The sequence below is a fragment of the Acinetobacter sp. V102_4 genome (assembly GCF_031799005.1).
In the GTDB taxonomy this organism is placed as follows: domain Bacteria; phylum Pseudomonadota; class Gammaproteobacteria; order Pseudomonadales; family Moraxellaceae; genus Acinetobacter; species Acinetobacter calcoaceticus.
The window spans coordinates 108,002-122,204 of the sequence record NZ_JAVQNR010000037.1; the positions used below are offsets into that span (position 1 = coordinate 108,002).

Sequence of the window (14,203 nt, forward strand, 5' to 3'; positions counted from 1 at the left end):
GATAAGAGAATGAATATTTTTGATGTAAAAGATAAATATATTTTAATTACGGGTGCTTCAAGTGGTCTAGGGCATCACATAGCTGAATTATTTTCAAAAGAAGGCGCCAATATCGTTATTTGTGCCAGACGGTTAGAGCGATTGAAAGAATTAGAATCACATATAAAAAATGAATATGGCGTACAAGTTCATACCTTTGCATTAGATGTAAATGACCGTTCCGCTGTGAAAGATATGCTTACTTCTTTGGAAGCTGAAGGAGTCACAGTAGATGTTCTAATTAATAATGCAGGTGTGAGTGATACCAAGCGTTTCTTAGACTATAACGATGAAGATTGGGATAAGATTGTCGATACTAACCTTAAAGCACCTTGGCAATGTGCACAAGAAGTTGTGCAACATATGGTTAAGGCTTGTCGTAAAGGATCGATCATCAATATCACGTCAATTCTGTCTCAGTCTACAAACCTTGGCGTTAGTCCATACTGTGCATCAAAGGCAGGGTTACGCCATTTAACAGAAGTTATGGCAGTAGAACTGGCTAGATTTGGTATAAATGTAAATGCTATCGCCCCAGGCTATATGGTTACTGAAATTAATGAAGAATATTTAACTGGCGAATTGGGCCAACAGCTTTTAAAGAAAATTCCAACAAGGAAGTTTGTAGAATTTGATGACTTAAATGGACCTTTACTGTTACTTGCTTCGCAAGCAGGTCAAGGCATAACAGGTATCGAAATTAAAGTCGATGGCGGTCATAGCGCTGCGCCTATATAAAACGTTTTTTAATGGAGTAAAAAATGCTTAATCGAAAACCAATTAATATTTTGGTCACCTATATTAAAAAACCTAATATTAATGGTTTTCGTTCTTTGGTTGAGCAGGCGATTAGTGAAGTAGAGTCGAACGAAATTGATTTGGTGGAATGCCATATTTCAGATGTACAAGATGTTGCTCAAAGCTTAGTAGAAAATGGCTGTCAGATTCTTCTATGTACGGGAGCAACCGCAAGTTTTCTACAAAAGAAATTAAACATTGATATTCAGGTCATTCGAACTGGTACTTTTGATGTCATTCAGGCCATATCAAACTTAAAACAATATAAGCGCATTGCTTTGGTTGGGAATACATCTACGGTCGATCTTGAGAACTACTCAGATATTTTTGCTTTAGATATACAACAGTTTAACTATGATTCATATTTAGATGCTAAAAAAACAATTCATTTAATTAAAAATCAAGGTTTTGATGCCATTATTGGCTCGCCTGTTGCAGTAGAGCTAGCACTGAATGAAAATCTAGTCGGACATTTGGCGATTAGTGTGCCGTCTTTAAAAGATCTTCTGCAAAATGCCTTACGTACGCTTGAAAAAATTCGCAGAGAACAATATTCAACCTTACGTTTAACCGAGATATTTAATCACTTAAATGAAGGCATTTGTTTTATTACAAAGCAAAAAAAGATTTCTTTAATTAATAATTCAATGAGTTCGTTACTTGAAAAAGACTCTTTAGACGTTTTAAACAAATCAGCACTCGAAATTTTTGAAGGATTAAACTTCGATATCGATCAAGAAAACAGTCATCAACTCGTTCAATTTAAAAATTTAAAACTTGCTGTATATATTTCCAAACTAAAAAATGACTATATAGATGGCTATATCTTAAGAGTGCAGGAACTAAATGCATTAGAGCAGTCTAATAGTCAGTTTAGAAAGGTTTCATCAAAGAATTTTAATACAAGATATACCTTTGACCAGATTTTGACGAAAAACGCTAATTTTCAACAAATCATCAAGTTATCCAAAGCATATGCAAAAACCGATAGTACCATTCTCATTACTGGTGAAAGTGGTACAGGTAAAGAAGTTTTAGCACAAAGTATTCATAATCATAGCAGCCGTTATAAAGCACCATTTGTTGCAATTAACTGTGCGTCTTTTCCAGAAAGCTTGTTAGAAAGCGAGTTATTTGGTTATGAAGAAGGTGCCTTTACTGGGGCTAAGAAAAATGGGCGTATTGGCCTCATTGAAGCTGCTCATACGGGTACGCTTTTTTTAGATGAAATTGGAGATATGCCATTACATCTACAAACTAGATTTTTACGAGTCTTACAAGAAAGACAAATTAACCGCTTAGGCTCAGTGGTGAGTCATCATTTAGATATACGCGTGATTGCTGCAACTCATGCGAACTTAGAAGAGTTAGTACGAAATGGAACCTTTCGGGCAGATCTCTACTATCGTTTAAATATTTTAAGAGTGTATACACCGTCTTTAAATGAACGAAAAGAAGATATCTTATATTTAGCAAATTCCTTTCTAGAGAAATATAGAAAAACACTGGATGATTTGCCAAATATTTTACAGAAGGCTTTTTTACACTATTCTTGGCCGGGCAATATCCGCGAACTTGAAAATATTGTTGAAAGAATCAATGTGCTGTTACAGCTTGATCATGAAATTTTATCTCCAGAATTTTTAAAGCAACAGTTACCCGAGCTATTTCAATCTCAAAATCACTACACGGCGCAACCTTTATTAAAAGAGGTAAAGGTTAATCAAGAATTGAGTTTAATTGAGCAAACACTTGCAGAAGTAGATGGTGATTTAGATCTTGCTGCACAAAAACTTGGGATTAGTCGAACGACTTTATGGCGTAGAATGAAACTCATAAATCACTAATTTCAAAATTGAAATTTTTTCAAAAAAGAAAAACAGTAAAATTAAGTAAGTTATTGAAACTAATAATAAAATAATTTGGCATCATAGTTGCATTGACTCATATAAGCATCTGAATCAGTTGCTAAATTGTGTGAGGAAATAAGAATGACGAATGGATTAATGATGCATTGTAATTTAAACATTACTTCAATAATGCAGCATGCTTTGACAGTTTACGCAGATCAAGAAATTGTGACTTTGAAAGCAGATGGGATAACTAAACATCGATATACATATAAAGATGCTTTTGAACGTGTAGCTCAGTTTGCCAATGCGCTAGACCGATTAAATATAAGTTCTGATGCTAAAGTCGGAACGATGGCATGGAACTCATATCAGCATTTTGAATTGCACTATGCCATTCCATGTACGGGAAGAATTTACCATACAATTAATCCTAAATTGGCGCCTGAACAACTCATTCAAATTATCAATTCTGCTCAAGATGAAGTACTCATTATTGAACCAGATTGTTTGGCATTAGTTGATTCTATTTATGACAATATAAAGCCAGTCATAAAACATTTTATTGTGCTTGGTTATCCGAATAAAAACCTAAAAGCACAATTTGATTTTGTGTTTTATGAAGAACTCATTGCTCTAGAGCAGCCTCAATATGATTGGCCAGATATCCCTGAAGAACGTGCAAGTGGTCTTTGCTATACATCAGGTACTACTGGTGATCCTAAAGGTGTTCTTTACTCCCATCGTAGTACCGTATTGCATGCATTAATACTCGCTATGCCAAATGCGATTGGCTTAACGCATGATAGCTGTATCATGCCTTTGGTTCCGCTTTATCATATTAGTGCATGGGGAATGCCATTTAACGCGGTTTTATCAGGAGCAAAAATCGTTTGGCCTCATTCGTTTGCAGGTCAAACCGAGAAAATTTTCAATCTGATTCAATCAGAACACGTCGATATTTCTATGGCTGTTCCGACCATCTGGAATTCTTTTAAAAATTATCTTGAAGACCACCATATTTCATCAGTCAGTTTAAAACGGGCGATATCTGGCGGTTCAGCTGCGCCATATTCGCTTATTGAGTCTTTGAGCCATTATGGAATTTCTGTTGAAAATGCTTGGGGAATGACTGAAACCAGTTCAATGGCGGTCTGTAATCGATTAGATCAAATCAAAAATAATATCGAAACCCAATCGATTAAATGTGGCAAACCTATCTTTGGTATTCAAATGAGATTGCGTGATGAAAATCATCAATTGCTTCCTCACGATGGGATGCATGAAGGTATTCTAGAAGTACGCGGCCATACAATTGCCAAGCAATATATCAATCAACCCAAAGCATTAGAAGAAGAGGACAAATGGTTCGATACGGGAGATATCGCGTGCATAGATAAATATGGATATATGCATATTACAGACCGTGCCAAAGATATGATCAAGTCAGGAGGAGAGTGGGTCAGTAGTGTTGAAGTTGAAAATGCAGCGATGGGATATGAAAAAGTTGCAGAAGCCGCCGTTATTGCTGCCAATCATCCGAAATGGGGAGAACGCCCACTTTTAATTTTGGTGCCAAAATCTCCACAAGAAAAAATTGAACATTCTGAAATTGTCGTTTTTCTATCATCCAAATTACATAAATGGGCCATTCCGTCAGCAACCATATTGGTTGAAGAAATACCGCATACGCCCACTGGAAAAATCAGTAAAAAAATATTGAGAGAACGTTATCACGACTATTTTACCAATAGTGCTTTTGCTGAATGTAAATAATGATCAACATAAAAAAGGACTTTTTATATGAACTACCCTCAGGAAGCAAATATCGTTTTAGATATGAAATTTAAAAAAATGGTAAAGCAGAGAAATCGATTCGCCGTTTTTCTAAGTTTAATTGTACTCAGCATTTACTTTATTTTTATAGGAACCGCCACCTTTCGCCCTGAATTGCTTGCAATGCCACTAGAGGCAAGCAAAATCACAATTGGTTTACCGATTGCTGCAATAGTCATTGTATCGAGCTGGGTCATAACGAGCTTATATATATTTATTACAAATCAATATTTTGACAAACAAAAAGAAAAATTAAGAAAGGAATATCATTATGAATAAATATATTACTTTTACTCTTCTGACTTTACTAAGTCCTGCTGTTTGGGCTGCCCAAACTGAGCCAAGAAATTGGACCGCAATTATCATGTTTGCATGTGTAGTCGGCCTTTCATTATTTATTACTTTTAAAGCTGCAAAGAAAACAGTATCGAAAGAAGATTTTTATACGGCAGGCAATGCCATTTCAGCTAAGCAAAATGGCTTAGCAATTGCCGGAGACTATATGTCGGCATCAACCTTACTTGGTATTTCAAGTATGGTCTTCTTCAAAGGTTATGATGGTTTTATCTATGTAACGGGCTTTTTTGTTTGCTGGCCGATTTTAACTTTCTTAATGGCTGAAAGACTAAGAAACCTTGGTAAATATACATTTGCAGATATTGTTTCGTATCGATTAGATCCGCAGCGCACCCGTATTTTGGCAACGTGTGGTTCACTTATTGTTGTATGTTGCTATTTAATTTTGCAAATGGTGGGTGCAGGTCAGCTCATTAAATTACTGTTTGGTCTAGATTATAAAATTGCCGTCATGCTGGTCGGTTGTCTAATGCTGGTGTATGTCATTTTCGGAGGAATGCTTGCAACCACATGGATACAAATAGTTAAAGCTATTCTTTTGCTATTTGGTGGAACAGTTCTAGTCTTTCTGGCATTTAAAGCGTTTGGTTTTAGTTTAAATAATATGGCTGAGGCTGCCGTAAATGCACATAAACTCGGGCAAAAGGTTTTAGAACCTGGTCCAATGCTATCCAACCCGATTAATACACTCTCTATGTCTATTGGATTGATCTTTGGTTTAGCAGGTTTACCACATATTCTTATGCGCTTTTTTACAGTTCCAAATGCTGCTGAAGCACGCCGTTCAGTCTTTTATGCTTCTGGTTATATTGGTTACTTCTTTATTGTAGTTTGTATTTTAGGTTTAGCTTCCATCGCCATAGTAGGTACTAATCCTCAATATTTTGTAGATGGGCAACTCGGTGGAGATTTAATTGGTGGTAGTAACATGGTTGCAATGCATCTAGCAAAAGCCCTAGGAGGAAATTTATTGCTAGGTTTCTTATCTGCCGTAGCATTTGCAACGATTTTAGCTGTAGTGGCTGGCTTGGCACTTGCTGGCGCTTCTGCGATTTCCCATGATTTATTTCAAAAAGTAATTAAAAAAGGCAAGGCAACTGAAAAGCAGGAAATGGTTGTATCTCGACTTTCAGTGGTAGTTCTTGGTGTAATTGCCATAGCATGCGGAATTTTATTTGAAAAAATGAACATCGCTTTTTTAATGGGACTTACATTTGGTATTGCTGCTTCCGCTAACTTTCCTGTACTTATTCTTTCTATGTATTGGAAAGATTTAACCACACGCGGCGCTATATTTGGTGGGTTTGTCGGAATCATTTCGGCAATTACTTTTGTAGTTTTATCACCGACAGTTTGGGTTGGTGTACTAGGCCATGAAAAAGCAATATTCCCATTTGATAATCCAGCTTTGTTTTCTATGCCACTCGCATTTTTGGTGAGTATCGTCGTTTCTTTGACTGATAAAAGTAAAAGAGCCGAGTTAGACAGACAGGGCTTTGAGTTACAGGTGGTACGTTCAGAGCTTGGTGCTCAACAAGGTTCGTTTGAAAAAATGCCTTTGCATTAAGTTTGTTCAAGAACCCAAAAGTAAGAAAGCATGATTAAAAAATCATGCTTTCTTTATTAGACTTACATTATTAGTACTGCCTTAAAGCATTATTTCAAATGCTTTTGAAGTTCAGATCCAGCTTGTGATAATGCAGTTTTGACAGATGGTTCGTTGCTTAACGGATTTAACAGGCCATAGTCATGAATCAAACCGTTATAACGAGTTACAGTCACGGGAACACCAGCTTTATCTAAGTTACGGCCAAAAGCTTCACCTTCATCACGTAATACATCTAATTCAGCTGTTTGAATTAATGTAGGTGGGAAGCCTTTTAGCTGTTCGCTTGTAGCACGAAGTGGTGATGCCAAAATATTGTTGCGATCATTGGCATTGGTTGTGTAGTTGTCCCAGAACCATTTCATCATGTTCTTAGTCAGGAAGTATCCTTTTTCATACTGATTGTAAGAAGCATCGTCGAAACCAGCATTGGTAACAGGCCACAACATTACGTTGTAACGCACTTTTGGACCACCAGATTGTTTAATCTGAAGGGCAACAGCAGCAACCATGTTGCCACCAACACTATTACCTACTAAAGCTAAACGGCTACCATCAACACCAATTTCTTTACCATGTTTAGCGACCCATTTGGTTGCTTCATATGACTGATTAATTGCTACAGGGAAGTGAGCTTCTGGAGAAGGCGTATAGTTAACGTATACAGCCGCCGCACCAGACTCACGAACTAAATCACGAATTAAGCGTTCATGAGTAGCAAAGTCGCCCAACACCCAACCGCCACCATGGAAGAACATAAATACAGGAAGAACGCCTTTAGCATTTTCTGGTTTAACAATTTTTAGTTGAATGCTTTGACCATTTATTTGAATTGTTTTCTCTGAAACTTGTGCTGGTGGAAGTTTCGCTCCCTTTTGTGCGCCGATTAAAACTTGACGAGCTTCATTTGGAGTCATCAATTCCATTGGTTTGCCGTTACCCGAATTGAGTACGTTTAGGAAGGCTTGTACACCCGTAGTCGGAGCAGGGGTATTTATAGCTTCAGCTGAAACAGCTGTAGTGAAAAGAGCAGATGTTAATAAAGCTGTTGCGATTTTCATGGTGAAAACTCACTTTAAGTTAGAAATTTTAAATACAACTTTGAGCCAAGGCTTTGTGTCCAATATGAAGTTGGTTCTATCCAAAGCTCAGCCCAACATTTATCTTGTGTATATAATACTTGCACGCAAGATACTTATGGTCAAGAATTATTTATAATAATTTTTAGATAATTTTAATTTTTGGTTTAAATATGAAAGAAAACAATATATTAGGCGATCAGCTCTGTTTTTCGCTTTATTCAGTGGCGAATGCACTTACGCGCCAGTACCGTCCATTACTTAAAGATTTCGATTTAACTTACCCTCAATTCATCGTTCTTTTAGCTTTGTACGAAGAAGATGATATTTCTCTCAAAGAACTCGGTGAAAAGACGTTATTTGACTCAGGCACTTTAACGCCATTGGTTCAAAAACTTGAAGCAAAAGAGTTTCTGAAGAGGGTATCAATCAAAGAAGATGAGCGGGTAAAAAAAGTAATATTGACGGACAAAGCTTTAGAGATAAAAGAAAAAGTGATTGATCTACCCAATCAATTGCGATGTTCGATGCATATGAATGATGAGGAGCTGACTATGCTAAGAAAGCTTTCTTTGAAATTATTGGAAGATTTATAAAGTTTTCTTTAACTAAAAATAATTTTTATCTGCGAATAATTTGAAGCTTTAAACTTAAATAAGAGGCATTTGAAAGCCTCTTTTTTATATGAAAAATTAATGAATACAATTGATTAAATATAGAAGTAATAAAAGGTATTGACATTAAAGTTCGCTTTAAGCTTAAAGTAAAACCATACTGAATGAGGTCATTCCAATGAAAGTGTTCGAAAAATTAGTATTCCCTAATGGCTCATATGTTCCTAACCGTATTGCTAAAGCAGCAATGGAAGAAAACATGGCTGATTTAAACCATGCACCATCAGAAGAATTAATGCGTTTATATCAAGCTTGGGCAAATGGTGGTGTCGGTCTAATCATTACTGGAAATGTGATGGTAGACCGCCGAGCGATGACTGGACCGGGCGGGGTAGTGCTTGAAGATGAAAAGCATCTGGATACTTTTAAAAAATGGGCACAAATTGGTCGTTCAAAAGGTGCTCAGATTTGGCTTCAAATTAACCATCCGGGGCGTCAAATGCAAGCGAACCTTGGTCAGCAGACTTGGGCACCATCGGCTATTTCACTTGATCTTGGCAAAATGTCAAATCGCTTTAACACACCAATCGAAATGACTGAATCTATGATTGCAGAGGTGATTCAACGTTTTGCAAATACGGCGCGTTTAGGTGAAAAAGCAGGGTTTACTGGTGTAGAAATTCATGCAGCGCATGGTTATTTATTAAGCCAGTTTCTTTCTCCACTCAGCAATAAACGCCAAGATCAGTGGGGTGGTTCTTTAGAAAACCGCGCTCGCATTTTAATTGAAATTGTGGAAGCAGTTCGTAAAGTGGTTTCACCTCAGTTTACTGTTGCAGTAAAACTAAATTCAGCCGATTTCCAACGCGGTGGGTTTAGCGCTGAAGATGCTCAACAAGTGGTGAAAATGCTAAATGAACATGCAGTTGATTTGGTTGAACTTTCAGGCGGTAGCTATGAAGCACCTGCAATGCAAGGTCAAGCGCGTGATGGCCGAACACTTGCTCGCGAAGCTTACTTTTTAGAGTTTGCACAGGAGATTCGTAAAGTTGCCAAAATGCCTGTCATGGTGACAGGTGGCATACGCCGTAAACAAGTGGCAGAAAAAGTAGTTGAAAGTGGTGTAGATATGGTCGGTATTGCCACAGCTTTAGCGATTGAACCTGACTTGCCAAATGCTTGGAAACAAGGCAAAAATGTTTCACCTGAACTCAAGCCAATTACGTGGGAAAATAAAACATTCGCTTCTCTTGCCAATATGGCAGTGGTGAAATTCCAGTTACGTAATTTAAGCGCTGGTAAAAAAACAAAACCAAATGTTTCAGCAGCTTGGGCTTTAATTTTGCAACAATCAGCGATGTCATGCCGTACCCGCCAATACAAAAAAGGCATGCGTGACTATACATTTGCTTCTTAATAAGTGAGTTGTGTTATGACAAATCCTAACGATTCAAACTGGATAATTTATGGAGCAAATGGCTACACGGGCGAGTTAATCGCTCGTGAAGCTGTACGCCAAGGTCTAAAACCAACTTTGGCTGGTCGTAACAAAGCTAAGGTTGAAACATTAGCTCAAGAGTTGGGGCTCGACTATAAAGCTTTTGGGCTTGATAACGTAGATGCAGTAAGTGAGCAACTGCAAGGCTTTAAACTGGTCATGCACTGTGCAGGGCCATTTTCAGCAACATCAAAACCCATGATGGAAGCGTGTATTAAAGCAGGCGCTCACTATTTAGATATTACGGGTGAAATCTCTGTATTTGAATTGGCACAGTCACTTAACAGCCAAGCTGAAAAAGCCGATATTGTGCTTTGTCCGGGTGTTGGTTTCGATGTGATTCCGACAGATTGTGTTGCCGCGGCACTGAAAGAAGCATTGCCAGATGCGACCCATTTAGCACTTGGTTTTGACTCTAGAACAGGGTTTTCACCGGGTACTGCTAAAACAAGTACAGAAGGCATGGCCGAAGGCGGAAAAATTCGTAAAAACGGAAAAATTACCACCGTTCCATTAGCACATTATGTTAGGACCATTGATTTTGGTGACGGTAAAAAAAGTGCCATGAGTGTTCCGTGGGGAGACGTATCTACTGCATTCTATACAACAGGTATTCCAAACATTGAAGTGTTTGTACCTGCATTCCCTAAAATGATTTTTGGTGCGAAAATGATGAACTATTTACGCCCAGTATTAAAAATTAATGCTGTGCAGAAGTTTATTAAGTCGCGTATTGAAAAAACGGTTGTGGGACCAAATGAGGAACTTCGCGCGAAAGTACCTACCTATGTTTGGGGTGAGGCAAGAAATACGCGTGGGGAAATCAAAACTGCCCGCATCCAAACGGAAAATGCGTATAGCCTTACCGTAAATGGTTCACTGACTGTGCTGAATTATTTACTCAAAAATACCGTGAAAGGCGGTACATATACGCCAGCAAAGCTGATGGGCTATAAATTAGTGACCGAGCTGCCGGGTTCTGGTCCGCTGGTCATTAATTAAAAGCTTTTATTAAAACAGCATGTTTATAGATCGTCCCGAACAAGGAGTCATTCTTGTTCGGGTTATTTTTAAATATTTCAAGTAAATGCGGCTTAATATGGATAAAAAGAAAAACAGAAAACAAAACACTCAATAAGAAATAATTCAAATTGAATATACTAAAAAGCGATAAATCTTTTTCATAACAAAGGAATGAGAATAATGAGAAAACTCATACTATTTCTACATGCATCCCTAGACAGTTTCGTGGAAGGTCCAAATGGGGCAATGGACATAGGTTGGATTGCTTACGATGCCGATTTAGCAAATCATGCCAAAGAAATTTTGAGCACTGCCGATACGGTAATTTGGGGACGAGCGACCTACCAGATGATGCATAATTACTGGCCAACCATGCTTTCAAATCCAGAAGCTTCAGAGCATGAACGCAATCATGCTGAGTGGATTGAAAAGACTGAAAAAATCGTTTTTTCAACCACATTAGATACGGTTGAATGGAATAATTCTCGTCTTGTAAAAGACCATGTCGAAGAAGAAATTAATAAGCTGAAACAGCAAGCGGGTAAGGATATGGTGATTCTGGGGAGTCCTCGATTCGCGCACTATTTGATGCAACTTGATTTAATTGATGAATATAAAATTACAGTTTCGCCCGTGCTGATTGGTAAGGGCTTGCCACTGTTTCAAGGCATTCAGCAAAAGACCAATCTTAAACTTATTGAAAATAAAACGTTTGCTTCTGGAGCTCTCGGTCTTCACTATCAAAAGATAAGCTAATTTTTTCTATAATATTTATATGAAAAAACCAATTACAGCGTTCGCCTGTAATTGGTTTTTTCAACAAAAGTTCTATTTAAAGTTTAAAACTAAGGTGTATTTACTTTGTCGAAATAGAGGGTCATAAGCCGTTCTGCATTTTGCTCACACGTAATTTCATCGGGTTTATCATTAATGGCGTGAATCATAGTGCGTAAGTTTTGCTTACTAACTTTTAGCTTTTGTTCTAAAAGTTCTATTTCCTGAATTTTGGTTTCAATCGTTTGAATAAGTGCATCATGATCCCAAGCGACAACTTTCGAGGGCAAAAAACCTTTAATTTCAGCTAAAGAAAACCCAACTTGCTGGGCTTGCTGAATGAGAGAAAGTTGCTTCAAATCATTATCGGTATATTCACGATAGCCATTCGATTTTCTTTTTGCTTTAGGTAAGAGTTTGATTTGCTCGTAGTAACGAATTGTAGGGGTGCTTAAACCACTTAGTTTCGATAACTCGCTAATATTCATAGCCACATACTCTCTTGACATTCAAGCTAACTTTAGACTTATAGTAACATAAAAGCAAGGTTCATAACTTTACCAAGCACACACTTTCAGTAACAACTTTCTATGCTTTGATAGACGAAAGAATAGAATTATAAATATGAAAAATGAGGTGAGAAAATGTCTAAACGCATATTACACGTCGTGACCAATGTTTCACGCTATAAGGATGTAGATCAACAAACAGGGCTGTGGTTAGGCGAGCTCACTCATGCCTATGATGAATTTGAAAAGCAAGGTTATGTGCAAGACATTGTCAGTCCAAATGGTGGCAAAACCCCGATTGAACCAAAATCGCTTGCACCGTTAGTTGCTGATAAATCTGTTAAAGACCGAGAAAAAGATCAAGCTTTTATTACGCTGTTAGCAAATACCTTTAAGCCCTCAGATATCAATTGGCAAGACTATGACGTGATTTACTACACAGGTGGTCACGGGGTGATGTGGGATTTTTTAGATAACCCAGAGCTCCAAGAAATTACCAAAAACATTTATGAAAAAGGCGGCATTGTTTCAAGTGTTTGTCATGGCTACTGTGGGTTACTTAATGTACGACTTTCAAATGGTGAGCGACTGATAAAAGATAAGAAGTTAACAGGCTTTGCTTGGAGTGAAGAGGTTTTGGCAGGGGTAGCAAAAAAAGTGCCGTACAATGCCGAAGAGTTAGCGAAAGAATACGGCGCTCATTATGAAAAAGCTTTTATTCCTTTTGCTCCATATGTCGTTCAAGACGGCAAGTTAATTACAGGTCAAAACCCTTTTTCAGCTAGAAAGACGGCTTTAGCAATAGTAGAAGAGCTAGAAAAGTCATAATTGTTAATGATTCAAATATAAACTAGAAAAGCAAAACCAGTGACGGTTTTGCTTTTCGACTGTTTAAATAAAGTGGTGTGATCTAGCAAGGCTAACTTTAAGGAACAATCACAAAATCAGGGTTAGCTATTGCAAAAACTGCTTCGCGGTCTGCGGCTGGTGGATAAATCCAGATGGTATTAATTTCTTGTTTAATTTTTTTAGCTTCATCACGCACAAATTGAACCTGACGATCCCAACCTTCGCTATAGAGTGCGCCCCAAGGACCTAAGTCAACACACGTCACATACTTCGGTTGACTGTATGGATGAAGTGGTAAATCAACCAATTCTGCCGCAGCATTGTAACCTGCTACACGGCCTAGGCTCATGGCATGTTGGCAAGACATCACGTTAAAATTACCTAAATCATCGGTTGGAACTTTTACAGTATCTCCCGTCACAAAAACATTTTTTGCTTCAGGTGCATGTAAATAAGCATCCCCAATCAAACGGCCTAAATTATCTTTTTCACCAGCAATTTGAGAGGTGAGCGAGTTAGCACGCATGCCAGCTGTCCAAATGACGGTTTCTGTTTCAATTTTTTCGCCATTAGAAAGTGTTACCCCTGATGCATCGAGTGCTGTAACTCGTAGGCCAGCTTTACCTTCAACACCTAGCTCGCTAAGAGCTTCTCGAATAACTGTAGCAGCTTGGTCACCCATTGCCGCACCAATTTCTGTTGAGGAATCAACTAAAACTACACGCACATCAGTTTCACCTAAAATACTATGCAGACGTTCAGGCATTTCAGTGACAGTTTCTAGCCCAGTTAAACCGCCACCTGCAACTACAATAGTATTACGTGCTGCATTTGCAGGTTTATTGGCTAAGTTTTTAAGATGTTGGTCTAATTTTTCAGCATCTTCTAGGGTACTTACGCTAAAGCCATACTCGGTAAGGCCCGGTATCGGGGGCATAAACGTAGTACTTCCGGTTGCCAGAATAAAACGGTCATAGCTTAAGGTTTGTTTGTTGCCATCGGTGGTTGAAACTTCGATGCTCTGTCGGTCGACATCAATTTGATTTACCCAACCTGCTAGATATTTAACCCCAACTACACTTAATAACTCTGAAATATCAGGGTTCATGTTTTCTAGTACAGCTTCATAAAGACGAGGGCGAATACCAACATTCGGGCTAGGGGAAATCATCACTACTTCAATATTTTGTTCTTGCGAAGCTAGGTGAATTGCTCTTTGTGCAGCAAGTGCAGCCCATAAACCAGCAAAGCCAGAACCAGCAATAATAATACGCTTACTCATTTGATTATCCTTTTGATCGATTTTTCGGACAACAAATTCCAGCTCATCACAAATTTAGGGTGAGCGAATCCTTTCTCTGATTGTCCGAA

13 protein-coding genes are annotated in these 14,203 nt (G+C 38.0%); 10 read left to right on the forward strand and 3 right to left on the reverse strand.

Features of this window, described 5'->3' with window-relative positions:
• Positions 1-9 precede the first annotated feature (9 nt).
• The 5 genes from RMB13_RS09245 (at position 10) to actP (ending at position 6,447) form a co-directional block, all read left to right on the forward strand.
• A complete protein-coding gene (locus RMB13_RS09245) occupies positions 10-777 on the forward strand; it encodes an SDR family NAD(P)-dependent oxidoreductase (protein WP_192834936.1) in 768 nt (255 codons plus the stop codon).
• Positions 778-800: 23 nt separating this feature from the next.
• On the forward strand, positions 801-2,684 hold the full coding sequence (locus tag RMB13_RS09250; RefSeq protein WP_311085084.1) for a sigma 54-interacting transcriptional regulator: 1,884 nt from the start codon (positions 801-803) through the stop codon (positions 2,682-2,684).
• A gap of 144 nt (positions 2,685-2,828) precedes the next feature.
• Complete coding sequence (locus tag RMB13_RS09255) at positions 2,829-4,463, forward strand: long-chain-fatty-acid--CoA ligase (protein WP_311085085.1); 1,635 nt, start codon at positions 2,829-2,831, stop codon at positions 4,461-4,463.
• 27 nt (positions 4,464-4,490) lie between these two features.
• Positions 4,491-4,802, forward strand: coding sequence for a DUF485 domain-containing protein (locus tag RMB13_RS09260; protein WP_311085086.1), 312 nt, complete (start codon positions 4,491-4,493; stop codon positions 4,800-4,802).
• Entirely contained in the window at positions 4,795-6,447 is a 1,653-nt protein-coding gene (gene actP, locus RMB13_RS09265; RefSeq protein WP_311085087.1) for a cation/acetate symporter ActP, read from the forward strand. Before RMB13_RS09260 ends, actP begins: the two co-directional genes overlap by 8 nt.
• An 89-nt stretch (positions 6,448-6,536) precedes the next feature.
• Here the strand turns inward: actP and RMB13_RS09270 are convergent, their stop codons facing one another.
• Positions 6,537-7,547 carry an alpha/beta hydrolase gene (locus tag RMB13_RS09270; protein WP_311085088.1) on the reverse strand — a complete coding sequence of 337 codons (1,011 nt, stop codon included), beginning with the start codon at positions 7,545-7,547 and terminating at the stop codon, positions 6,537-6,539.
• Between the two features lie 191 nt (positions 7,548-7,738).
• On the opposite strand from RMB13_RS09270, the gene RMB13_RS09275 reads away from it, so the two are divergent.
• From RMB13_RS09275 to RMB13_RS09290, 4 genes are all read left to right on the forward strand, one after another.
• Complete coding sequence (locus RMB13_RS09275; RefSeq protein WP_039762534.1) at positions 7,739-8,161, forward strand: MarR family winged helix-turn-helix transcriptional regulator; 423 nt, start codon at positions 7,739-7,741, stop codon at positions 8,159-8,161.
• 196 nt (positions 8,162-8,357) lie between these two features.
• Entirely contained in the window at positions 8,358-9,596 is a 1,239-nt protein-coding gene (locus tag RMB13_RS09280) for an NADH:flavin oxidoreductase/NADH oxidase family protein (protein WP_311085089.1), read from the forward strand.
• A gap of 15 nt (positions 9,597-9,611) precedes the next feature.
• Positions 9,612-10,679 (forward strand): saccharopine dehydrogenase NADP-binding domain-containing protein, encoded by a 1,068-nt coding sequence (locus tag RMB13_RS09285; protein ID WP_311085090.1) that lies wholly within the window; start codon positions 9,612-9,614, stop codon positions 10,677-10,679.
• A gap of 201 nt (positions 10,680-10,880) precedes the next feature.
• Entirely contained in the window at positions 10,881-11,456 is a 576-nt protein-coding gene (locus RMB13_RS09290) for a dihydrofolate reductase family protein (RefSeq protein WP_151826816.1), read from the forward strand.
• An 89-nt stretch (positions 11,457-11,545) separates the two neighbouring features.
• Here RMB13_RS09290 and RMB13_RS09295 read toward each other — a convergent pair whose 3' ends face one another.
• On the reverse strand, positions 11,546-11,962 hold the full coding sequence (locus RMB13_RS09295; RefSeq protein WP_151768034.1) for a MerR family transcriptional regulator: 417 nt from the start codon (positions 11,960-11,962) through the stop codon (positions 11,546-11,548).
• A 156-nt stretch (positions 11,963-12,118) separates the two neighbouring features.
• On the opposite strand from RMB13_RS09295, the gene RMB13_RS09300 reads away from it, so the two are divergent.
• Positions 12,119-12,811, forward strand: a complete 693-nt coding sequence (locus RMB13_RS09300) for a type 1 glutamine amidotransferase domain-containing protein (RefSeq protein WP_151826815.1) — start codon at positions 12,119-12,121, stop codon at positions 12,809-12,811.
• A 97-nt stretch (positions 12,812-12,908) separates the two neighbouring features.
• On the opposite strand, the gene RMB13_RS09305 is transcribed toward RMB13_RS09300, so the two are convergent.
• Positions 12,909-14,114 carry an FAD-dependent oxidoreductase gene (locus RMB13_RS09305; RefSeq protein ID WP_311085091.1) on the reverse strand — a complete coding sequence of 402 codons (1,206 nt, stop codon included), beginning with the start codon at positions 14,112-14,114 and terminating at the stop codon, positions 12,909-12,911.
• Positions 14,115-14,203 lie beyond the last annotated feature (89 nt).

Coding starts and splice junctions, on each gene's coding strand:
- RMB13_RS09245 (WP_192834936.1), top strand. CDS start 10: ATGAATATTTTTGATGTAAAAGATAAATATATTTTAATTACGGGTGCT.
- RMB13_RS09250 (WP_311085084.1), top strand. CDS start 801: ATGCTTAATCGAAAACCAATTAATATTTTGGTCACCTATATTAAAAAA.
- RMB13_RS09255 (WP_311085085.1), top strand. CDS start 2,829: ATGACGAATGGATTAATGATGCATTGTAATTTAAACATTACTTCAATA.
- RMB13_RS09260 (WP_311085086.1), top strand. CDS start 4,491: ATGAACTACCCTCAGGAAGCAAATATCGTTTTAGATATGAAATTTAAA.
- actP (WP_311085087.1), top strand. CDS start 4,795: ATGAATAAATATATTACTTTTACTCTTCTGACTTTACTAAGTCCTGCT.
- RMB13_RS09270 (WP_311085088.1), bottom strand. CDS start 7,547: ATGAAAATCGCAACAGCTTTATTAACATCTGCTCTTTTCACTACAGCT.
- RMB13_RS09275 (WP_039762534.1), top strand. CDS start 7,739: ATGAAAGAAAACAATATATTAGGCGATCAGCTCTGTTTTTCGCTTTAT.
- RMB13_RS09280 (WP_311085089.1), top strand. CDS start 8,358: ATGAAAGTGTTCGAAAAATTAGTATTCCCTAATGGCTCATATGTTCCT.
- RMB13_RS09285 (WP_311085090.1), top strand. CDS start 9,612: ATGACAAATCCTAACGATTCAAACTGGATAATTTATGGAGCAAATGGC.
- RMB13_RS09290 (WP_151826816.1), top strand. CDS start 10,881: ATGAGAAAACTCATACTATTTCTACATGCATCCCTAGACAGTTTCGTG.
- RMB13_RS09295 (WP_151768034.1), bottom strand. CDS start 11,962: ATGAATATTAGCGAGTTATCGAAACTAAGTGGTTTAAGCACCCCTACA.
- RMB13_RS09300 (WP_151826815.1), top strand. CDS start 12,119: ATGTCTAAACGCATATTACACGTCGTGACCAATGTTTCACGCTATAAG.
- RMB13_RS09305 (WP_311085091.1), bottom strand. CDS start 14,114: ATGAGTAAGCGTATTATTATTGCTGGTTCTGGCTTTGCTGGTTTATGG.